This window comes from Izhakiella australiensis (genome assembly GCF_002006995.1).
GTDB lineage: Bacteria > Pseudomonadota > Gammaproteobacteria > Enterobacterales > Enterobacteriaceae > Izhakiella > Izhakiella australiensis.
This window is the reverse complement of the sequence record NZ_MRUL01000009.1, coordinates 18590-38842: the sequence shown is the minus strand read 5'-3', so window position 1 is coordinate 38842 and position 20253 is coordinate 18590. Positions and strand designations below refer to the sequence as shown.

Below are 20253 nucleotides of genomic sequence, written 5' to 3'. Positions count from 1 at the left end.
TGCAAGCTAAAGGCTTTGATACGTTCTTTTGTTTCCGCCGATATGGAGATCGCGCCCGATGTCTTTTCAACGCTGGAAAATTGGTCTTGATATTCAGAATGGTCAGCTTTGTGCGCTGGCCGTCCAACGTCATCGCCGTAAAGGCTGGAAGCTGCGCCACTGGTGGCGTTACCCCCTCCCTGATGACACCCTGGTTCAGGGGGTTATCCAACGTTCTGAAACGTTGGTTGCACTGCTCAGCGCATGGCGCCAGCGGTTGCCTTATAACGTTTCCCTGCGCGTAGGTCTTCATCCTCAGTTAGTTTTACAGCGCCAGCTGGCGCTGCCGGAGGAGAAAAACCAGCTACGGGAACCCGAGCGTAGCAGGTATATCACCGCAGCGGCGAGGCGATTTTTCCCAATTGACCTGAAGGAGCTGGTCGTTGATTACCGTCAGCATCCATCGTCCGGGGAGATATGCCTTACGGCTGCTCATCGTACGGCGCTGGATAGCTGGCATGGCTGCTTACAGGCCGCAGGCCTGACCCCGGATGTACTGGAACTGACGCCAGGGGCGCTGGGGGCGCTAGCTGCCGCTATGAAGCTGCCCGCTCAGGCGACGCTGGTACATGCTCTCAGCGATCACTGGCTGTGGTTTTCTCCTCAGCAGCATCCTGTCGCCGGATGGTGTCTTCGCCGCGATGTCAGCGGGATTCAGGCGCTGATCGATACCCGCCTGTCTGCCAGCGGACCGGTATTTATGAGTGATGCTATAAGCGATTGCCCGACGCGGCCGGGTTATCAGGCGCTGAACCCGTTTTCTCTGTTCGATAATCTGCAGCCGCCGCTTCCCCGGCATCAGCAGCCTTTCGCGCTGGCCGCAGGGCTGGCGCTGCGCCAGGAGGAGAATACATGGTATGGGTGAACCTGTTGCCCTGGCGTGAGCGCTGGCTGGCATCTCAACGACGGCGCTGGCTAAAAGGGCTGCTCCTGCCGCTGATGCTGCCAGGCGTCATTGCGCTGGCCGGAATGCTTCAGCACCAATTCAATGCGCTGAAAGCGATTGAAAATCAGGCCTGGCGGCAATCTCAGACCCAGCTTAAGCATGCGCTTGCCCGGAGAGCGGCTCTGCAGCGCTTAATTCGCTCAGAGCAGGCAACGCTGGAGCGGCTTGAACGGCGCCACCGGCGTTTAATGGGCTGGCAGCAGTTAATGAATACCCTGGATGCCAGGCTGCCGCCGGGGCTTTGGCTGACAGCAATTAGCGGTGATGCGCAAGCCGTAATCTTTACAGGGCGCTGTACGCAGGTTGAAGAAAGTACGCTTTTCCGAAGCGCGCTGCAAAGTGCCGGACTGTTCGACCGGCTGACTATTACTCACCTCAAGCGAGCCGCCGGCGGCTCGCTCGATTTTACCCTGACTGGCCGCTGGGCTGAGGCAGGACGTGATGATTGAGTCCGGCATATGGTGGCTGCTGACATCTCCGCCGTGGCGCAGGTGCTGCATTCTGCTGCTTATGGCGCTCTGGTTGAGCTTTGGCTGTTGGCTGGTTACGGGGCGAGCTGCCGGGCAGCAGGCGATTCAACTGGCGCAGCAGCAGCGCTATTTACGCAGCAATGCTGCATCGTGCCTGCAGCAGCTGGCGGCGTTGCCTGCATCCCGGCTTCTGCACGCCCGGCAAAGCCAGCAGTCGAAAAGAGTCGTCGACCTTGCCCGCCGGGATTTCTCGCTGTCGGCATTACTGCGCGCATCGCGGGCACATTTGTTGCAATGGCAAACGTCGCCCTCCACGCGCTCGCTACAGATTGCCGTGGAGTGGCCGCAGGTCTCCCCGCTGATGACGAGCCTGCTGCGTCAATTGCCAGGCGCTGTCATCTCCAGGCTAAGACTGCGCCTGCGTGAGCGAACGCTGTATATGAATCTGGTTCTGGAGGTGGCTGATGAGCCGACTTTGGCTGCTGCTACTGCTTTGTAATGGCGCTCAGGGACGCGACCCTTTTCTTCCCCCCGCTCCGGACTGTGTTTCCCGACCCGCACCACCGTCATCATGGCGGCTACTGGGGGTTATCGGCAGCGACGGGAGGCTTGTCAGCCGCTGGCAATCGCCGCATAACCACCGTTTCATGTTGGTCGAGCGGTCACGTTTACGCCGGACTCAGTGGCAAATTGTCAGGATTGATTTTACCGGCGTCACCCTTAGCTGGCAGGGGCAGTGTCGGACGTCAGATTATTTTTATTCCTTAAAAAAAGGTCAACGCAATGCGTACATGGATGTTGCCCCTGCTGCTGGTTCCGATGCAAAACGTTCAGGCAGCAGAGCCGATGGTTTCCCTGACATTCAACGAGGCGCCGGTTAGCGATGTGTTGCAGGCGTTGGCCGCACAGCGTGGCGTTAACCTGGTGATTGCTCCCGGCGTTGCAGGCACCTTAACACTCAGCCTGCATGAGGTGCCCTGGCCGCAGGCATGGCGGCTGGTTAACCGCATGGCCGCCATCAGCAGTGAAAAACAGGGCAACGTGCTGTTGGTATTTCCTCGCCCTCAGACCGCTCTGGCTGAACGGACAGCCGGGGACGATGCCCGACAGCGCATGCCGTTGAAAAATCGCGTCATTCACCTGCAATATGCCAATGCCGGGGTGCTGTTTAGCAGCCTGCAAAAAGAAAAAGCGGCGCTGATGAGCGCCCGCGGTAGCGTTACCCTTGATGCCCGCACCAATAGCCTGCTACTGCGGGATATCGCGCCAGCCCTTGAAGAAACGGCGCAATGGATTACGGCGCTGGACATCCCGCTGCAGCAGGTTGAGCTGGTAGCGCATATCGTTACTATTAATAAAGAAAAGCTGCAGCAGCTTGGGGTAAGGTGGGGGCTGGAGAGCGCTGACCCGATTAATCAGGCGCTGCGCGCCAGCCAGTTTCATGTCAATTTACCGTTGGCGGACCTTGCTATCAGCGCGGGATTCTCGCTGGCGCATATTGATGGACGCCTGCTGTCGCTGGAACTTAGCGCTCTGGAGCGGGAAAATCAGGTAGAGATTATCGCCAGCCCACATCTGTTCACCTCGCATCAGCAACCGGCCAGTATTAAACAAGGCACGGAAATACCCTATGAGGTTTCCAGCGGCAGCAACGGCAAAACCTCAATGGAGTTTCGTGAAGCGGTGCTGGGAATGGAGGTTACGCCGCTTATCCTCGGCAATGGTCGGATTTTGCTGAAACTCCATATCACGCAGAACGTCCCGGGGAAAACGGTGCACAACGGTGACGGCGAGGTGGTTACCATCGATAAACAGGAGATCGACACTCAGGTCACCGTACGCGATGGTCAGACGCTGGCGCTGGGCGGAATCTTTCAGCAGCAGCGGGACAATGGAAAAACGCAGGTGCCGCTGCTGGGCGATATTCCGCTACTGGGGCGGCTATTTCGTCATCAGGTTTCCCAGCAAAAGCGGCGTGAGCTAGTGATCTTTATTACCCCGCATCTTACCAATGAATAGCAAACTCTCTGTGCTAACGGTTGATTTTTCTGCTGTCGGGGTAGAAGAGCGTTTGACGCACGCCTGGAATTAGCTTACAAGGTTAGCGGTTTACTTTATGGCTGAGTCCGGGAGAGCGCGTTACGGATTCTGGAGCACTGTTTTCATTGCCCTGGGCGTCCGTTCGCAAAAAAAGTTGCTTACTCACCCTTTATGGCGAATAAAACTGCGCCAGACCAAATGAACTATTTGGTTGCCAAAGCACGGGTAGTGTTGAGATAATTTTCGTCTGACTCTCGCACTATCGCTCATGAGGTTTCAGTTCATGTCCTGTCCATAGAGGACGGGGTATCATTAACGAATTGTCTTAGTAATACCGAAAAAATGGCAGAGAAACGCAATATCTTTCTGGTTGGGCCTATGGGTGCCGGAAAAAGCACGATTGGGCGTCAGTTAGCTCAACAACTCAATATGGAATTTTTCGATTCTGATCAAGAAATTGAGCGACGTACCGGAGCGGATGTGGGCTGGGTATTCGACGTCGAAGGCGAAGAAGGGTTTCGCGATCGAGAAGAAAAAATCATCAACGAACTCACTGAAAAGCAGGGCATCGTACTGGCAACGGGGGGAGGTTCGGTTAAATCGCGCGAAACGCGTAACCGCCTTTCTGCGCGCGGCGTAGTGGTTTATCTGGAAACCACCATAGAAAAGCAGCTGGCGCGTACGCAGCGAGACAAGAAGCGTCCATTGCTTCAGGTTGATTCACCGCCGCGTGAAGTGCTGGAATCTCTGGCTGGAGAACGTAACCCGCTGTATGAAGAGATCGCGGATGTGACTATCCGTACGGATGAGCAAAGCGCGAAGGTGGTTGCCAACCAAATCATCAGCATGCTGGAAAAGCGCTGAGTCGCCGCCAGCTGAATCCATCGCTAATCAATTAAGGCAGTAAGCGCATCATGGAAAAGATCACCGTCTCACTGGGGGATCGCAGTTACCCTATTACCATAGCGGCCGGCTTGTTTGACGTTCCGGCTTCTTTCTGGCCGCTAAAGTCCGGTGACCGGGTGATGCTGGTGACCAATGAGACGCTGGCTCCGCTATACCTTGATAAAGTCCGATTGATTCTTGAGCAGGCCGGTATCAGGGTTGATTCGCGTATTTTACCTGACGGCGAGCAGCATAAATCGCTGGAGGTGATGAATCAGGTGTTTACCGCGCTACTGGAAGGCGCGCACGGTCGTGATACTACCCTGGTTGCTTTGGGGGGCGGTGTGGTTGGCGACCTGACCGGGTTTGCCGCTGCCAGTTATCAACGCGGCGTGCGCTTTATCCAGTTGCCTACCACGCTGCTGTCTCAGGTTGATTCCTCGGTCGGCGGTAAAACCGGCGTTAACCATCCGCTGGGCAAGAATATGATTGGTGCCTTCTACCAGCCCGCCTCGGTTATTATCGATCTGAACTGCCTCAATAGCCTGCCCGCGCGTGAGCTCGCCTCCGGACTTGCCGAAGTAATTAAATACGGCATCATCCTCGATGGCGATTTTTTTGACTGGCTGGAAAATAATCTCGATGCGCTGCTGGCGCTGGACGGCGCCGCCATGGCCTGGTGTATTCGCCGCTGTTGCGAGCTTAAAGCCGAGGTTGTCGCGGCCGACGAGCGGGAAGGCGGCCAGCGTGCTTTACTGAACCTGGGGCATACCTTTGGGCACGCCATTGAAGCGCATATGGGTTATGGCAACTGGCTGCATGGCGAAGCCGTCGCCGCTGGCATGGTCATGGCCGCCAGGACCGCGGAGCGCCTCGGACAGTTCACCTCCGGGCAAACCGCGCGTATCATTAATTTGCTTGAGCGCGCAGGCCTGCCGACCAGCGGCCCGTCAGCGATGCGAGCCGAAGAGTATCTGCCCCATATGCTGCGGGATAAAAAGGTATTAGCCGGCGAGCTGCGCCTGGTGTTGCCTCTCAGTATCGGTGCAGCTGAGGTGCGGGGCGGCGTAGCCCATGATATTGTTTTGGCTGCAATAGAAGAGTGTATCGCGAACCCGATCGCCTGACGGGCGTTAGGACGCTGCTAAGTTGACCAAAATGCTATTCACACGGAAACGTGTGGCGAAGTCGCCAGACTGGAGGAGGTTTGATGGACGAATTTAAACCGGAAGATGAGCTAAAACCTGATGCCAGTGACCGTCGTCCTACGCGGCCACGTAAGCCGTCTTCTGCGAACAAGGTGCCGGTTTCACGCCAGCGTATGATGATGGGTATCGGTATCCTGGTGCTGCTGCTGCTGGTTATTGGCATCGGCTCCGCGCTCAATGGCAACGACAAACCGGCTGCGACTGACAAGAACTCTGCCGCTGGCGGAACCACTGCACAGAGCGGCGCTGAGAAAAATATCGATCTTGCCGGCACCTCTTCAGGCAGCCAGGGCAATGCTTCTCCATCAGCGCCGAACGATGTGGCCGGTAATAGCACCGGAGGTAACGGCGCGGCGCCAGCGACGCCTGCTGACGGCAGTTCGCCTCAGCAGCTCAATCCCCCGGCTATCGCATCAACCCCGACGGAAGGCAAAGCGCAGCCTGTTCCGGAAGGTCAGCGTCGCGTAGAACTGCCGGGCGACCTCAACAGCGCCTTGAATAATCAGCAAAATCAGGTTAACGATGCCGCCTCTGGCGCGCAGAGTGATGGCGGCAGCACGCTGCCGACGGCGGCAGCGACCGTGGCGCCGGGCGGCGCGCGCGCGTCTTCGTCAAAAGCACCTGGTACGCCTCGTCAGTCTGCACCGGTAAAATCTTCCTCCGCAGCCGCTAAACATCCAACGCATAAGTCTGAACCGGCACAAACGGCGAAACCCGCGGCAAAATCCGCCAGCGGCGCGGCGCGTAATGAGCAAAGCGCCTCACGGGCAGCGCCGTCAGGCAGCTATACGTTGCAGCTTAGCGGCGCATCGCGGGAAGATTCCCTGAATGCCTGGGCGAAAAAACAAAATCTGAGCAGCTATCACGTGTATAAGACGACGCGCAACGGCCAGCCATGGTACGTGCTGGTTACCGGTTCGTACGCCACGCCGGCTGAAGCCAAACGCGCGGTTGCCTCTTTGCCTGCTGGCGTGCGTGCGCAGAACCCTTGGGTTAAACCGCTCAGCCAGGTAAAAAAATAATCACTATACAGGCAGAGCCGGTTTAAACGGCTCTGCTCCGCATAACAGTGGATCGTTCAACACTCTTAAAGCGCTTTAGCTGTAGGTTATGCCGCAGCCTGAAGAGAATAACTAATATAACGGCATGAAGAAAAATCGCGCTTTTTTGAAGTGGGCCGGGGGTAAATACCCGTTACTGGATGAGATCCGACGTCATTTACCTGAGGGTGAGTGTCTGATTGAGCCATTCGTTGGCGCAGGTTCAGTATTCCTTAACACCGACTATCCGCAGTATATCCTGGCGGATATCAACAGCGATCTGATTAATCTGTACAACATCGTTAAGACGCGCACCGCCGAGTTCGTACAGGATGCGCGCAAGTTGTTCAGCGAACAATCCAATGTGGCAGATTTTTACTACGCCCAGCGGGAGCGCTTTAATCGCAGCGCTGATGCTTACGAACGGGCGCAGTTGTTTCTGTATCTCAATCGTTACTGTTTCAACGGCCTGTGCCGTTACAACCTTAGCGGTGAGTTTAACGTGCCCTTTGGTCGATACCGGCGGCCTTATTTTCCGGAAGACGAGCTGTACTGGTTTGCTGAGTGCGCGCAGAAGGCAACTTTTGTCTGTGAGTCATACGATGTTACTCTGAGCAAGGCAGGCAAAGGGGCGGTTGTCTATTGCGATCCACCCTATGCGCCGCTTTCGGCCACATCGAATTTTACTGCATACCATACCAATAATTTTTCGCTGCAGGAGCAACAACTGCTGGCCGAAATGGCGAATACTTTGTCGGCGAAACATCAGATACCGGTCTTGATTTCGAATCACGACACGCCGTTGACCCGCGAATGGTATCAGAGTGCTTCGCGCCTGATGCAGATCAAAGTCAGACGCTCAATTAGCAGTCGCGGCGGCGGTCGAATCAAAGTCGATGAGCTGCTGGCCCTGTATATTTAAGCCGGTTATCTGATGACAATTACGTTGCTAACCGCCTGAAGCCAGGCGCAAGAACTGGGAGAAACGGATGAAAAAACCTTTGATTGCCCCTTCGATTCTGTCGGCAGACTTCGCCCGACTCGGTGAGGATACGGCTAAGGTACTGGCTGCCGGCGGCGACGTTGTGCATTTCGACGTAATGGATAACCACTATGTTCCCAATCTGACAATGGGGCCGATGGTGCTAAAAGCGCTGCGTGATTATGGCATCACCGCGCCGATTGACGTTCATCTGATGGTAAAGCCCGTCGACCGCCTGATTCCCGACTTTGCCAAAGCGGGCGCCAGCTTTATTACCTTCCATCCGGAAGCTTCTGAGCATATCGACCGCACCCTGCAACTGATTAAAGAGCACGGCTGTAAAGCGGGGCTGGTATTTAATCCGGCGACGCCGCTGAGCTACCTCGATTACGTGATGGATAAGCTGGATATCATTTTGCTTATGTCGGTGAATCCGGGCTTTGGCGGCCAGTCGTTTATTCCTTCCACCCTGGATAAGCTGCGCGTGGCGCGTAAGCGTATTGATCAGAGCGGTTACGATATCCGCCTTGAGGTGGATGGCGGCGTCAAGGTTGAAAATATCGCTGAAATCGCGGCGGCCGGTGCGGATATGTTTGTGGCCGGTTCAGCTATTTTCGGCCAGCCTGACTATCAGCAGGTCATCGAACAAATGCGCACTGAACTGGAGAAGTCCCGTCATGGTTCATTTCACTAATATTCAGGGGCTGGCATTCGATCTTGATGGTACGCTGGTGGACAGTGCGCCGGGGCTGGCCGACGCGGTGGATCTTGCCCTGACTGAACTGAATCTGCCTGCTCCAGGGATCGACCGGGTTGCTACCTGGATAGGCAATGGTGCTGATATCATGGTTACCCGCGCCCTGCGCTGGGCGCTGGGCGCGGAGCCGCAGCAACATCAAATCAATGATGCGCGCACCCTGTTTGATAAGCATTACGCCCGTACCGTTGAGCAGGGCAGCAAACTGTTTCCTGAAGTAAAGGCGACGCTTGAGGCCCTGGCCGCCAGCGGCCTGCCGATGGCGATTGTTACCAATAAACCTACGCCTTTTATTGCGCCATTGCTGCATTCTCTGGGTATTGCGCACTGCTTCTCGTTGGTGCTGGGCGGCGATGACGTCGTTCAGAAGAAGCCCCATCCGGCGCCGTTATTTTTGGTATTAGGCACATTTGGCCTGCTGCCAGAATCGCTGTTATTTGTTGGCGATTCACGCAATGATATTCTCGCTGCGCAGGCGGCAGGATGTCCCTGCGTTGGTATGACGTATGGTTATAATCACGGCGAGCCGATTAACAGCAGCCGACCCGACGTCGTACTCGATAATTTCAATCAGCTTCTGCCCGCATTAGGGCTGTAAATCAGGATATTAGCAATGAGTAAACCCATCGTTTTTAGTGGCGCACAACCCTCCGGTGAACTGACTATTGGTAACTATATGGGTGCGCTGCGTCAGTGGGTAAAGATGCAGGATGAGTATCAGTGTATATATTGCATTGTCGATCTCCACGCTATCACGGTGCGCCAGGACCCGGAAAAATTGCGTAAGGCGACGCTGGATACGCTGGCCCTTTATCTGGCCTGCGGCATCGATCCCAATAAGAGTATTATCTTCGCGCAGTCTCACGTGCCGGAGCATACGCAGCTCGGTTGGGTGCTGAATTGCTATACCTATTTTGGCGAACTAAGCCGCATGACGCAGTTTAAGGACAAGTCGGCGCGCTACGAAGAGAATATCAATGCCGGCCTGTTCGATTACCCGGTGCTGATGGCTGCCGATATTCTGCTTTATCAGACGCATCAGGTGCCGGTGGGTGAGGATCAGAAGCAGCACCTCGAGCTGAGCCGCGATATCGCCTCGCGTTTTAACGCGCTTTATGGCGATATTTTCCGCGTGCCTGAACCGTTTATTCCTAAATCCGGCGCGCGCGTGATGTCGTTGCTGGAGCCGACGAAAAAAATGTCGAAGTCAGACGACAACCGCAATAACGTGATTGGCCTGTTGGAAGATCCCAAATCGGTGGTGAAAAAAATCAAGCGGGCGGTCACTGACTCCGACGAGCCGCCGGTGGTGCGTTACGATATTAAAGAAAAAGCCGGAGTTTCTAACCTGCTGGATATTCTTTCCGGCGTAACCGGTCAGTCAATCGCTGAGCTGGAGAGGTCGTTCGAAGGTAAAATGTACGGTCATCTCAAAGGCGAAGTCGCGGATGCAGTATCCGGGATGCTCACCGAGCTGCAGGAGCGCTATCATCGTTATCGTAACGACGAGGCCTTCCTTGAAGGGGTGATGCGCGACGGCGCGGAAAAAGCCCGTGCGATGGCCCAGGAAACGCTGAAAAAGGTCTATCAGGCCATAGGCTTTGTTGCTAAGCCTTAATTTCCTGTTCCTCTGCAAAGACCAGACTGGCCCCGGCGTCGTGACGTCGGGGTTTTTTATTTGAACGCTGGCTCGCCTGCCCGGGCATCAAACGCTTGCTGGCCGATCGGCTTTTTACCGCTTTTACGCCCGCCTCGCTATTTTCAAGTCGTGAAAACCGTGCCAGGGTAAAGACATCATCGTAACCGAAGGAGATGTTTATGCATGGTTCGCCACTAAAACGGATCACCCACGTGCGTTTACCGGGGCAGGAGGGATTGTGGCAGATTGACATTGCCGCCGGAAAAATAAGCCGCATCGGACCGCAGTTGAAGAATTGTCCGCAGGATGAATCAAGCCTGCACGGCGAAGGCGGACTGGCCATTCCACCGTTTATAGAACCGCATATTCACCTTGATACGACCCAGACCGCTGGCGAGCCTTCCTGGAATCGCTCCGGTACGCTATTTGAAGGCATTGAGCGCTGGGCAGAACGCAAAGCGCTGTTAACCCATGACGATGTTAAAACGCGCGCGAAGCAGACGCTTAAGTGGCAGCTTGCTAACGGCATCCAGCACGTGCGGACGCACGTTGATGTCTCCGACCCCTCGCTGACGGCGCTTAAAGCGATGCTTGAGGTTAAGCGGGAAATGGCGCCCTGGGTGGATTTGCAGCTGGTGGCTTTTCCACAGGAAGGGATTATTTCTTATCCGGATGGCGCAGCGCTGTTGGAAGAAGCGCTGAAGTTGGGCGCCGATGTGGTTGGGGCGATTCCCCATTTCGAGTTTACCCGTGAATACGGCGTAGAGTCGCTGCATATCGCGTTTGCGCTGGCGCAGAAATATCAGCGTCAGGTTGACGTACACTGCGATGAAATAGACGATGAGCAGTCGCGCTTTGTTGAGACGGTGGCCGCATTAGCGCATAAAGAAAATATGGGCGCGCGCGTTACGGCCAGTCACACCACCGCGATGCACTCCTATAACGGCGCTTATACCTCCCGCCTGTTTCGGCTGCTTAAGCTGTCGAAGATTAATTTTGTGGCTAATCCGCTGGTGAATATCCATCTGCAGGGGCGCTTTGATGATTACCCCAAACGACGTGGTATTACCCGGGTTAAAGAGATGCTGGCTGCCGGCATTAACGTCTGCTTCGGCCATGATGACGTGTTTGATCCCTGGTATCCGCTGGGGACCGGCAATATGCTGCAGGTGCTGCATATGGGGCTGCACGTATGTCAGCTAATGGGCTATGACCAGATTAACGCCGGTCTCGATCTGATTACGCGCAATAGCGCGCGCACGTTGCAGCTAAAAGATTACGGGATTCACACCGGCAATCCGGCGAGTCTGGTTATCCTGCCAGCTGAAAATGGATTTGATGCGCTGCGGCGTCAGGTGCCGGTACGCTATTCGGTGCGGGCGGGGAAGGTGATTGCGGCAACGGAACCCGCCAGCTCAACGCTGTATCTGGAGCAGCAAGAAGCAATCGACTTCACGCGGTAAGTCAGCGTGAAGTCAGAGCAGACAGCTCCCTTTAGCGGGAGCTGAGGTTTAAAGCTTAGTGTTTCCAGTTACCGTGGCTGCGATGCTTAGTCACGAAGCCAAGCAGCAGGCACATCAGGAACACAATTGCGTACAGGCCGTTAGCGGTTTTCAGCGCGGTAAGCACGCTGTAATGACTGACGATTGGCGCGGTAACCACAAATGTCAGCATGGTCCCGACCGTGCCGCAGGTCAGAATAAAGTTAACCAGCTTCGGCGAGGAAACTTTAGTTTGCAGCGAGCCCAGCGTAATGATGGTGGTGTAAATCGCGCTGGAGACAAAGCCAAGAGCCAAGATAATCCATTTCAGCATTGCCGGATCGCCGCTGTTAACGAACCAGTACATCAGCGCCGTGGCCAGCAGCGCCAGTACCGTAACGATGCGCTGAGGATCGAAGAAGCGTAACACGGCGCTGAAGGCCCACATGCCCACCATGTAAGCCGTCCAGAAACTGCCTACCAGACCGCCTGCCTGCAGCATATTCATGTTCAGATTTGCATTGGCATACTGCGGCACCCAGGAAATGAAGCCTAACTGTCCAAGGATATAGCAGAGAGCAGCAACGGCGAGCAGTGCCACGCCTACGCCCCATTTTTCTTTTTCCACCGGCGGCTGGTTTTCATTCGACGCGGTTTTACCTAGCTGCGGAAACTTCACGCTCAGTGTCAAAATAAAGATGGCCAGATAGATTACACCGATGCACACGTAAACCCAGAACCAGGGCAGGGTGTGGGCAAGTAGCCAGGCGGCAAGAACCGGGAACAGGGTGCCGGCCATGCTGAAGAAAGAATCGGTAAAAAGTAAGCGTGCGCCGCGCTGACGACCATCATATAAATGGGTAATCAGGAAGGTACCAATCGACATGGTAATGCCGCTCACCACGCCCAGCACGAACATGCATACTGAGAACAGCATCAGGCTTTTGGTTAGCATTAAGCCGATTACGGCCAGCAGCATTAATATAAAACCGAATATCAGCTGACGCTTGAGTGGAATAATTTCCATCAACCAGGCATTAAGGAAAATAGCAACCAGAATGCCGCTGTTCAGAAAGGTAAAAGTATTGCTCATTTCTGACACTGGCATATCAAAATATTTAGCAATATCACCCATTACCACGCCGGTTACGATAACCAGCGCCCCGGTCAGGGCATAGGAGAGGAAACTAATCCAGGTAAGACCGATACGATCGTGATTAGACATAAAACAACCTGTATATTGTAAAGAAAACCTTAAAAAAAGCTGCGCTTATTTTACTCAGTATCGTGATCCTCATAAATAAATAATGAAACAAATATCTTCGTATTCATGCGATTTGTGAGTCCAGTCACCTTTTGTCGCTCGTATTTTGAGCGTGCCGCATTAACTCGCAGGTAAATATCGGTAAAATGCTGGCGCGGTGGTTAACCACTCTTTAGAATCTTGTTGGTTTGTTGTTTGCTGCCTCATTAAGGAATGATTCATGTTTAAACGCACGCTCACAGCCCTTTCCACGGTTTTAATGTTGTCTGCCGTATCAGCCCCGGTTCTGGCTGCTAAAAATGATACGCACGTTATGCTGACGACCTCTGCTGGCAATATAGAACTCGAACTGAATAACCAGAAAGCCCCGATATCGGTTAAGAATTTCGTTGATTATGTGAACAGCGGTTTTTATAACAACACCATTTTTCACCGCGTTATTCCGGGCTTTATGATTCAGGGCGGCGGATTCACCGCTGAAATGCAGCAGAAAAATACTAACCCGCCGATTAAAAATGAGGCGGACAACGGCCTGCTTAACAGTCGCGGAACTATCGCCATGGCGCGTACTGCAGATAAGGACAGCGCCACCAGCCAGTTCTTCATCAACATTGCTGATAATGCTTTCCTGGACCACGGCCAGCGTGATTTTGGCTACGCGGTGTTTGGCAAAGTGGTTAAAGGCATGGATGTGGCGGATAAAATCGCCCAGGTGCAGACTCATAACGTCGGGCCTTACCAGAACGTACCGGTAAAACCTGTTGTGATCCTTTCGGCAAAAGTGCTTCCCTGACAGCGCAGCGGGCGCGACATCTATCGCGCCCGGACGCCAGCAAAGCCAGATAATGCTGCTTATACTTACTGCACGATAAACGTGGAGGAAGCAGCATGGCGACTCTGACAGACAAACAAAAACAAAACCTCTGGCAGCAGCGCTGTGCTGATAATCTGTTGGCAAGCCTGCAATTGACCGGAACCACGCTGGCGCTGGGCGCCTTTAATCCCGGCATGCCGCATTTGTGCGCATTGCATCAGGCTTTGTATGGCGAGGTTCTGGACGATGCCGGTGAGCTGCGCGTGACCGATATTCAGCGCTTTGATATTCCCTGCTGTCACTTTGAATACCTTGAGCAGCAGGGCAACGCACTGATGGCTTCCCTTGAGGAAGAGGCGCGGCTTGAGCTGCTTTCAGCGGAGAGCCTGGCGACGCGACTGGCCTGGTTTTACTGCGAACTTAGCGTACTGTCTCCGTTTCGTCGTGGTAATGGCCGAACGCTGCGATTATTTCTCGAACAGCTCATTATCCATGCCGGCTATGACGTTCAGTGGCGTAAAACCAACGGTGCAGAATGGGATTCCGCGTTACAGCAGGGCATACGGGGCGATAGCAAGGCGCTGGCCGCAATTTTGCAAAAAGTAATAAATATTCCTCAGTAAAAAAATGCGTAGAATAGCGGCGTTTCTTTTTGGCCGGAGTGCCTATGCTGCTGCTTATCGATAACTATGACTCATTTACCTGGAATCTTTACCAGTATTTCTGCCAGCTAGGCGCTGAGGTTGACGTTTACCGCAACGACGCGATCTCACTGCAAGAGATTAGCGCGCGTCGTCCTGACCATCTGGTGATATCACCCGGCCCCTGTTCTCCGAATGAAGCCGGTATTTCGCTGGCGGCGATCTGCCACTTTGCCGGAAAGCTTCCCATTCTTGGCGTTTGCCTGGGGCATCAGGCGCTGGCGCAGGCGTTTGGCGGCCGCGTCGTCCGCGCCCGCCAGGTGATGCACGGCAAGGTGTCGCAGATTACGCATCAGCAGCAGGGTGTGTTCGCCGGGTTGAATCAGCCCCTGAGCGTAACACGCTATCATTCACTGGTGGTGGAAGCCGCGACCTTACCCGCCTGCTTTGAAGTCACAGCGTGGAGTATGCGTGACGGCGAGCGCGATGAAATTATGGGGCTGCGCCATCGGCACCTGGCGCTGGAAGGGGTGCAGTTTCACCCGGAAAGCATACTCAGCGAGCAGGGGCTTCAGCTGCTGGATAATTTCTTACAACGTTGAATTTATGTTGCCTTGAGGTGACTTTTTATGCATATTTTATGATTATATTTTCAATTTGACGATTGATGTGACAGCGCGAGGTCAGGCATGGCAGCAGATAAGTTAATGGTTAACCGGGCGACTTTTGACGAAGTTATTTTGCCCATTTATGCACCTGCACAGTTTGTTCCGGTCAAGGGCAAAGGGAGTCGCGTCTGGGACCAGAATGGCACGGAGTATATCGATTTTTCCGGCGGCATTGCGGTAACGGCGCTCGGCCACTGCCATCCGGCGCTGGTGGAAGCGCTGAAAAGCCAGGGTGAAACGCTATGGCATACCAGTAACGTTTTCACTAATGAACCGGCGCTGCGGCTGGCCAGCAAACTGATCGCCGCTACCTTTGCTGAGCGGGTGCTGTTTGTTAACTCAGGAACGGAAGCCAACGAGGCGGCATTTAAGCTGGCGCGCTATTACGTTGGCAAAAAGCACAGCCCGTATAAAACCAAAATCATCGCTTTCCACAATGCTTTCCACGGGCGTTCGCTGTTTGCCGTTTCCGTTGGCGGTCAGCCTAAATATTCTGATGGTTTTGGTCCGAAACCCGCAGACATCGTACACGTTCCGTTTAACGATCTTGAGGCGGTGAAAGCAGTTATCGATGACCATACCTGCGCGGTGGTACTGGAACCTATCCAGGGCGAAGGCGGTATCATGCCTGCCAGCCAGGCCTTTATGGAAGGGCTGCGCGCCCTTTGCGATAAGCACAATGCGCTGCTGGTATTTGATGAAGTGCAAAGCGGTATGGGACGCAGCGGCAAGCTGTTTGCCTACCAGCATTACGGCGTGGTGCCGGATATTCTGACTACCGCCAAAGCGCTCGGTGGCGGCTTTCCAGTCAGCGCTATGCTGACCACCAATGAAATCGCGTCCGCCATGACGCCCGGCGTGCATGGCACTACCTATGGCGGCAATCCGCTGGCCTGTGCGGTGGCTGAAGCGGCGATGGATATTATCAACACCGACGAGGTGCTGAACGGCGTAGCCGAGCGACGTCAGCAGTTCGAGGCGGCATTAAACGCGATTAATTCGCGGCTGGACGTGTTTAGCGATGTGCGCGGCATGGGGCTGCTCATCGGTGCCGCTCTCAAGCCGCAATATGTCGATAAAGCGCGTGATATTCTGAATGCCGCCGCGGCGGAAGGGGTGATGATACTGAATGCCGGCACCGGCGTTATCCGCCTGGCTCCTTCTCTGATTATTGAACCAACGGATATTGAAGAGGGAATGCAGCGCTTTGCCCGCGCGCTGGAAAAAGTCGTTAAGGCATAGTTCACTGCGCCGCCCCGACGCAGGCGGCCATTTATCCCGGCGCGGCATTTGCCGCTCAGCCATAAACCACTATTTGCGCAGTTTTCCCGCCAGCCACTTGCCATGATGCGGCCGCTGCGACCAGGCCAGCGATGAAATGGTATGCATCACCTTCAGATGACTGAGAATGCGCCTGACGTGGCGTTCTACTACGGTAATCGGCCCTTCGTGAAAGTTTTCCGGCGCTTCCATAATATTGGTGTCAGAGCCCGGACCATCATACTCCAGCCGCTGCTGACAGCGCTGAAGCGCAATTTCGCAGGTTTGCAGATAGCGCTCAGCGAGGGCTGATGTAAGCATGGTATGTTCACGCGCCAGAATGGTCATCGCGTTGATATGCTCGACGATAAACTGGCTGTGAGTGACCCAGAGCTTCATATCGGCCAGATAATGGGCATTAAACGCCGGTTCCTGCATCGCCTGATTCAGCGAGTTGAACAGGGCGTTATGGGCCTGGTTAACCACAATGCGCTGGTAGGCCAGTTTTTCCGGCTGTTGTTCATTACCCAACAGAAGCTGAAGTGCTGACTGATAAGCGCCAAGCGCGTCGTGGGCGTTCTGGCGCAGCAGACCGCTTTGCCACTGTGGCCACAGCCAGAGCATGCCGCCAAAGGCAATAAGGCAGCCCAGTAGCGTATCCAGCAAGCGCGGCCAGAGAAAGTCCGCGCCGTTGAGCGACAGCAGCTGCAACGAATACACCGCCGTGACCGTAAAGCCGACCATTGCCCAGCCGTAATATTTACGAATAAACAGGTAGCTCACCAGGGTGATCAGCAGCATAACTGGCAGTACCAGAGTATCGGGAACGTGCAGGCGCAGTGACAGGGCGGCAATAACCAATCCGGCGAGGGTGCCCAGCGCCCGGTGCTGGATACGTACCCGGGTAGCGCTGTAGCCGTTCTGGCTGACGAACATGGTGGTCATCAGTACCCAGTAAGGCTTGGGCATGTTGAGAAACAGCGCGAGGATGCTGGCGAAGCTGAGCATTACCGCAAAGCGCGCGGCGGTACGCAACGCCGAAGATTTAAGCGACAGATAGCTGCGCAGCGCCGGTATAAGCGGCAGGCGCCGTTGGCGATCGGCCATCAGATCGCGCTGGTACAGCGGTCGCTGAGTGCGCAACACCCGGCCGATGCGGCTGAAATGGTGATAGCAGAAATGACCGACCGGATTATCGTTATGATGGCGGGTGATTTTTTCCAGTGCGCTTAGCTGTTTGTTCATGCTGAAGCGGTCAGGCAGGCGATGATAGAGGATATCATCTGCCAGCACCCGCAGGCGGTTGGCGATGGTCTGTGCATTCCAGCGGATCACCGCTTCAGCGTGGCTTTGCTCGACCAGCTTTTGCACCTCTTCAGGCTGATGCAGGCTGACGGCGATATGCTCTTGCAAATCAAGTGCGACCTGAAAGGCGCGCGTCAGCCGCTTGTAATAATTGTGATTGCCCCCCGACAGCATATGCATCTGCTGATAGCAGAGGTTAATCAGGTCGACTGCTTTTTGCTGGCGCGCCAGCAGGGGCGGCAGGGTTTTTTCCGGGTCGGTCAGCCTGGTTAGCAGGGTATATTTTGTTTCGCAGTAGTCGGCCAGCTCGCGATAAAGCAGGCTCAGGGTTTCCCGCATGGGCTGCTCTTTCCACAGCCAGAACCAGAACCAGTTGAACAGTCCGTACCATATGGTGCCAAGGATGTAGAGCAGCGGCGGCTGCCAGATTGGCATGCGCCCTTCAAGGCTGATGGTGAAGATCGCGGCGATCAGCGAACCGGGGAGCAGGCGCCCGTGCAGCGGGCTAATTTCGCCGGTGATGCCTAACAGCATCGTCATGACAAACATGATCAGCGGCAGGGGGACGTTCAGCAGGCCAAGATACTGAATGGCAAAGCTGCTGAACGCAAACAGGCAGCCGCCGACGACCAGGCGTTTAAAGAAGCGCTTATGCGGGGTATCCAGACCGGCGATGTTGCAACAGGCGGGGATCAGCGCGAAAAGGAGCCCTCTTTGTAAATCACCGAGCAGCCATCCTACCGCAACGGGTAAGCAAAGCACCAGCGTCTGGCGTAGCGCGTAATTGACCTCAGGGTGATAAATAATTCGACGCCACATATGGCCTTTAACAAAAATAAAAAGGCGCGATAGTCATTATCGCGCCGTGTGCATAGGATAGGGCTTAGCGAGTGCCGTAGACAACGATAGTTTTGCCGTGAGCAGAGATCAGGTTTTGATCTTCAAGCATCTTCAGAATGCGGCCAACGGTTTCGCGCGAACAGCCGACGATCTGACCGATCTCCTGGCGCGTGATTTTAATCTGCATGCCATCCGGATGCGTCATCGCGTCCGGCTGTTTTGCCAGATTCAGCAGCGTCTGGGCGATACGCCCGGTCACGTCGAGGAAGGCTAAGTTACCCACTTTTTCAGAGGTGACCTGCAGACGGCGAGCCATCTGCGATGAAAGCCGCATCAGAATATCCGGGTTAACCTGGATTAGCTGGCGGAATTTCTTGTACGAAATTTCAGCAACTTCACAGGCGGTTTTTGCTCTTACCCATGCGCTGCGCTCCTGACCTTCTTCAAATAGCCCCAGTTCGCCAATAAAGTCGCCCTGGTTGAGGTAAGAGAGGATCATCTCTTTGCCTTCTTCGTCTTTAATCAGAACGGCTACCGAACCTTTAACGATGTAGTAAAGCGTTTCAGCCTTTTCGCCCTGATGGATCAGGGTGCTTTTTGATGGATATTTGTGAATATGGCAATGTGACAGGAACCATTCAAGAGTCGGGTCTGTTTGCGGTTTGCCGAGCACCATTCGCTGTTATCCTCTGTTTGTAATCGTGCCCTGAACACAGGGGCAGAGCTCCCTGCCAGGCATTGAAATGTTAAAGCGATTTCCCATCGGGAAATTTATTTCGGGTCTGTTATCAGAGCAACGCTCAGGTTTTCATCCCGCTTTCGCCACGTGGTTTACCACCGGCAGATTGTTCAGACTTGTTTGTAGCATAGCTTTATCTCACTGTCTCCTGTTGTCTCGCTTCAGCTTGATGCAGTTAACAGAGCATGCGCGTTTTAGGAACGTCAGCGCCACGGTAAGCGAAACGATAATACTGTTCTGTAAGCATGGCGCAAATGCGCCATAGGGTTAATTTTTTGAGAGAATCCTTAGTCAATGCTATTAGCCGATGCCCGCATACAGGTAGTTAATTTATAATCAGCGGCTGCCACGTCAGACGATTTTCCGGCCTTCCATCAGGCGTTTTACTAGCGGCGCCATAATTAGCTCCATTGCCAGACCCATTTTCCCGCCCGGCACCACCAGGGTGTTAATGTGCGAGATAAAAGAGCCCTGCAGCATGGCCAGCAGATAGGGAAAGTCGATATCTTCAAGATCGCGAAAATGAATCACGACCAGGCTTTCGTCCAGCGACGGGATGCCGCGAGCGGCGAAAGGGTTGGAGGTGTCTACCGTTGGTACGCGCTGAAAGTTGAGATGGGTGCGGGAGAACTGCGGTGTAATGTAATTGATGTAGTCATCCATTGAACGCACCACGGAATCCATCACCGCTTCGCGCGAATGCCCGCGCTCGGTGGTGTCGCGGACCATTTTCTGAATCCATTCAAGGTTGACGATAGGTACCACGCCAACTAACAGGTCAACGTGTCCGGCGACATTATGCTGTTGGGTAACCACGCCGCCGTGCAGCCCTTCGTAAAATAGCACGTCGGTCGGTTCCGGTAGCGGCTGCCAGGGGGTGAAGGTGCCGGGGACCTGATTCCACGGAACGGCTTCATCATAGGTATGCAGGTATTTACGCGCCTGGCCGGTGCCGGAGCGGCCATATTCTGCAAAGGTATTTTCCAGCAGGGCAAAGTCGTTTGCTTCCGGGCCGAAATAGCTAATATGGCGGCCTAAATCGCGCGCTTTACGAATTGCCATATCCATTTCCGGGCGCGTGTACTGGTGAAAGCTATCGCCTTCTACCTCAGCGGCTTTTAAATCAAGCTGCTGGAATATTTTACGGAACGCCAGGCTGGTGGTCGTCGTTCCCGCGCCGCTGGAGCCGGTTACGGCGATCACCGGGTGTTTTGCTGACATAGGTTACGCTCCCT

Annotated in this window: 21 protein-coding genes; 17 read left to right on the top strand and 4 right to left on the bottom strand. The window is 54.6% G+C overall.

The window, feature by feature from the left end:
* Window positions 1–58: 58 nt before the first annotated feature.
* From pilM to BTJ39_RS13615, 13 genes are all read left to right on the top strand, one after another.
* Window positions 59–904, top strand: a complete 846-nt coding sequence (pilM, locus tag BTJ39_RS13675) for a pilus assembly protein PilM (protein WP_078003260.1) — start codon at window positions 59–61, stop codon at window positions 902–904.
* A complete protein-coding gene (locus BTJ39_RS13670) occupies window positions 892–1434 on the top strand; it encodes a PilN domain-containing protein (protein ID WP_078003259.1) in 543 nt (180 codons plus the stop codon). The genes pilM and BTJ39_RS13670 overlap by 13 nt, the downstream gene beginning before the upstream one ends.
* Entirely contained in the window at window positions 1427–1954 is a 528-nt protein-coding gene (locus BTJ39_RS13665) for a HofO family protein (protein WP_078003258.1), read from the top strand. The genes BTJ39_RS13670 and BTJ39_RS13665 overlap by 8 nt, the downstream gene beginning before the upstream one ends.
* Window positions 1920–2336 (top strand): HofP DNA utilization family protein, encoded by a 417-nt coding sequence (locus BTJ39_RS25420; protein ID WP_078003257.1) that lies wholly within the window; start codon window positions 1920–1922, stop codon window positions 2334–2336. The genes BTJ39_RS13665 and BTJ39_RS25420 overlap by 35 nt, the downstream gene beginning before the upstream one ends.
* Window positions 2239–3474, top strand: coding sequence for a DNA uptake porin HofQ (gene hofQ, locus BTJ39_RS13655; protein ID WP_241825912.1), 1236 nt, complete (start codon window positions 2239–2241; stop codon window positions 3472–3474). The genes BTJ39_RS25420 and hofQ overlap by 98 nt, the downstream gene beginning before the upstream one ends.
* A gap of 363 nt (window positions 3475–3837) precedes the next feature.
* Complete coding sequence (gene aroK, locus BTJ39_RS13650) at window positions 3838–4359, top strand: shikimate kinase AroK (protein WP_078003255.1); 522 nt, start codon at window positions 3838–3840, stop codon at window positions 4357–4359.
* Between the two features lie 50 nt (window positions 4360–4409).
* Window positions 4410–5507, top strand: a complete 1098-nt coding sequence (aroB, locus tag BTJ39_RS13645; RefSeq protein ID WP_078003254.1) for a 3-dehydroquinate synthase — start codon at window positions 4410–4412, stop codon at window positions 5505–5507.
* An 83-nt stretch (window positions 5508–5590) separates the two neighbouring features.
* Complete coding sequence (locus tag BTJ39_RS13640) at window positions 5591–6610, top strand: SPOR domain-containing protein (protein WP_078003253.1); 1020 nt, start codon at window positions 5591–5593, stop codon at window positions 6608–6610.
* Window positions 6611–6734: 124 nt separating this feature from the next.
* Window positions 6735–7550: an adenine-specific DNA-methyltransferase gene (gene dam / locus BTJ39_RS13635; RefSeq protein WP_078003252.1), complete on the top strand. Its 816-nt coding sequence runs from the start codon at window positions 6735–6737 to the stop codon at window positions 7548–7550.
* A gap of 67 nt (window positions 7551–7617) precedes the next feature.
* A complete protein-coding gene (rpe, locus tag BTJ39_RS13630) occupies window positions 7618–8304 on the top strand; it encodes a ribulose-phosphate 3-epimerase (RefSeq protein ID WP_078003251.1) in 687 nt (228 codons plus the stop codon).
* Window positions 8288–8965 (top strand): phosphoglycolate phosphatase, encoded by a 678-nt coding sequence (locus BTJ39_RS13625; protein ID WP_078003250.1) that lies wholly within the window; start codon window positions 8288–8290, stop codon window positions 8963–8965. Before rpe ends, BTJ39_RS13625 begins: the two co-directional genes overlap by 17 nt.
* Window positions 8966–8980: 15 nt before the next feature.
* Window positions 8981–9985 carry a tryptophan--tRNA ligase gene (gene trpS / locus BTJ39_RS13620; RefSeq protein ID WP_078003249.1) on the top strand — a complete coding sequence of 335 codons (1005 nt, stop codon included), beginning with the start codon at window positions 8981–8983 and terminating at the stop codon, window positions 9983–9985.
* Between the two features lie 200 nt (window positions 9986–10185).
* On the top strand, window positions 10186–11469 hold the full coding sequence (locus BTJ39_RS13615) for a cytosine deaminase (RefSeq protein ID WP_078003248.1): 1284 nt from the start codon (window positions 10186–10188) through the stop codon (window positions 11467–11469).
* Window positions 11470–11524: 55 nt separating this feature from the next.
* Here BTJ39_RS13615 and tsgA read toward each other — a convergent pair whose 3' ends face one another.
* A complete protein-coding gene (gene tsgA, locus BTJ39_RS13610; protein ID WP_078003247.1) occupies window positions 11525–12712 on the bottom strand; it encodes an MFS transporter TsgA in 1188 nt (395 codons plus the stop codon).
* 259 nt (window positions 12713–12971) lie between these two features.
* Here tsgA and ppiA point away from each other — a divergent pair, with 259 nt between their 5' ends.
* The 4 genes from ppiA to argD all read left to right on the top strand — a co-directional run bounded on the left by ppiA (window position 12972) and on the right by argD (window position 16116).
* Complete coding sequence (gene ppiA, locus BTJ39_RS13605) at window positions 12972–13544, top strand: peptidylprolyl isomerase A (protein WP_078003246.1); 573 nt, start codon at window positions 12972–12974, stop codon at window positions 13542–13544.
* A gap of 95 nt (window positions 13545–13639) precedes the next feature.
* Window positions 13640–14188, top strand: coding sequence for a YhfG family protein (locus BTJ39_RS13600; RefSeq protein ID WP_078003245.1), 549 nt, complete (start codon window positions 13640–13642; stop codon window positions 14186–14188).
* Between the two features lie 44 nt (window positions 14189–14232).
* Window positions 14233–14808 carry an aminodeoxychorismate synthase component II gene (locus tag BTJ39_RS13595; protein WP_078003244.1) on the top strand — a complete coding sequence of 192 codons (576 nt, stop codon included), beginning with the start codon at window positions 14233–14235 and terminating at the stop codon, window positions 14806–14808.
* Window positions 14809–14895: 87 nt separating this feature from the next.
* Complete coding sequence (argD, locus tag BTJ39_RS13590) at window positions 14896–16116, top strand: bifunctional acetylornithine/succinyldiaminopimelate transaminase (RefSeq protein ID WP_078003243.1); 1221 nt, start codon at window positions 14896–14898, stop codon at window positions 16114–16116.
* Between the two features lie 69 nt (window positions 16117–16185).
* Here the strand turns inward: argD and BTJ39_RS13585 are convergent, their stop codons facing one another.
* The 3 genes from BTJ39_RS13585 to BTJ39_RS13575 all read right to left on the bottom strand — a co-directional run bounded on the left by BTJ39_RS13585 (window position 16186) and on the right by BTJ39_RS13575 (window position 20239).
* On the bottom strand, window positions 16186–18258 hold the full coding sequence (locus BTJ39_RS13585) for a YccS/YhfK family putative transporter (RefSeq protein WP_078003242.1): 2073 nt from the start codon (window positions 18256–18258) through the stop codon (window positions 16186–16188).
* Window positions 18259–18322: 64 nt separating this feature from the next.
* Window positions 18323–18955 carry a cAMP-activated global transcriptional regulator CRP gene (crp, locus tag BTJ39_RS13580; protein WP_000242758.1) on the bottom strand — a complete coding sequence of 211 codons (633 nt, stop codon included), beginning with the start codon at window positions 18953–18955 and terminating at the stop codon, window positions 18323–18325.
* 414 nt (window positions 18956–19369) lie between these two features.
* Window positions 19370–20239: a phosphoribulokinase gene (locus BTJ39_RS13575; protein WP_078003241.1), complete on the bottom strand. Its 870-nt coding sequence runs from the start codon at window positions 20237–20239 to the stop codon at window positions 19370–19372.
* Between the last annotated feature and the right edge of the window lie 14 nt (window positions 20240–20253).

Excerpts from the sequence above, each read along its gene's own strand:
- pilM (WP_078003260.1), top strand. The coding sequence starts at position 59 with ATGTCTTTTCAACGCTGGAAAATTGGTCTTGATATTCAGAATGGTCAG.
- BTJ39_RS13670 (WP_078003259.1), top strand. The coding sequence starts at position 892 with ATGGTATGGGTGAACCTGTTGCCCTGGCGTGAGCGCTGGCTGGCATCT.
- BTJ39_RS13665 (WP_078003258.1), top strand. The coding sequence starts at position 1,427 with ATGATTGAGTCCGGCATATGGTGGCTGCTGACATCTCCGCCGTGGCGC.
- BTJ39_RS25420 (WP_078003257.1), top strand. The coding sequence starts at position 1,920 with ATGAGCCGACTTTGGCTGCTGCTACTGCTTTGTAATGGCGCTCAGGGA.
- hofQ (WP_241825912.1), top strand. The coding sequence starts at position 2,239 with ATGCGTACATGGATGTTGCCCCTGCTGCTGGTTCCGATGCAAAACGTT.
- aroK (WP_078003255.1), top strand. The coding sequence starts at position 3,838 with ATGGCAGAGAAACGCAATATCTTTCTGGTTGGGCCTATGGGTGCCGGA.
- aroB (WP_078003254.1), top strand. The coding sequence starts at position 4,410 with ATGGAAAAGATCACCGTCTCACTGGGGGATCGCAGTTACCCTATTACC.
- BTJ39_RS13640 (WP_078003253.1), top strand. The coding sequence starts at position 5,591 with ATGGACGAATTTAAACCGGAAGATGAGCTAAAACCTGATGCCAGTGAC.
- dam (WP_078003252.1), top strand. The coding sequence starts at position 6,735 with ATGAAGAAAAATCGCGCTTTTTTGAAGTGGGCCGGGGGTAAATACCCG.
- rpe (WP_078003251.1), top strand. The coding sequence starts at position 7,618 with ATGAAAAAACCTTTGATTGCCCCTTCGATTCTGTCGGCAGACTTCGCC.
- BTJ39_RS13625 (WP_078003250.1), top strand. The coding sequence starts at position 8,288 with ATGGTTCATTTCACTAATATTCAGGGGCTGGCATTCGATCTTGATGGT.
- trpS (WP_078003249.1), top strand. The coding sequence starts at position 8,981 with ATGAGTAAACCCATCGTTTTTAGTGGCGCACAACCCTCCGGTGAACTG.
- BTJ39_RS13615 (WP_078003248.1), top strand. The coding sequence starts at position 10,186 with ATGCATGGTTCGCCACTAAAACGGATCACCCACGTGCGTTTACCGGGG.
- tsgA (WP_078003247.1), bottom strand. The coding sequence starts at position 12,712 with ATGTCTAATCACGATCGTATCGGTCTTACCTGGATTAGTTTCCTCTCC.
- ppiA (WP_078003246.1), top strand. The coding sequence starts at position 12,972 with ATGTTTAAACGCACGCTCACAGCCCTTTCCACGGTTTTAATGTTGTCT.
- BTJ39_RS13600 (WP_078003245.1), top strand. The coding sequence starts at position 13,640 with ATGGCGACTCTGACAGACAAACAAAAACAAAACCTCTGGCAGCAGCGC.
- BTJ39_RS13595 (WP_078003244.1), top strand. The coding sequence starts at position 14,233 with ATGCTGCTGCTTATCGATAACTATGACTCATTTACCTGGAATCTTTAC.
- argD (WP_078003243.1), top strand. The coding sequence starts at position 14,896 with ATGGCAGCAGATAAGTTAATGGTTAACCGGGCGACTTTTGACGAAGTT.
- BTJ39_RS13585 (WP_078003242.1), bottom strand. The coding sequence starts at position 18,258 with ATGTGGCGTCGAATTATTTATCACCCTGAGGTCAATTACGCGCTACGC.
- crp (WP_000242758.1), bottom strand. The coding sequence starts at position 18,955 with ATGGTGCTCGGCAAACCGCAAACAGACCCGACTCTTGAATGGTTCCTG.
- BTJ39_RS13575 (WP_078003241.1), bottom strand. The coding sequence starts at position 20,239 with ATGTCAGCAAAACACCCGGTGATCGCCGTAACCGGCTCCAGCGGCGCG.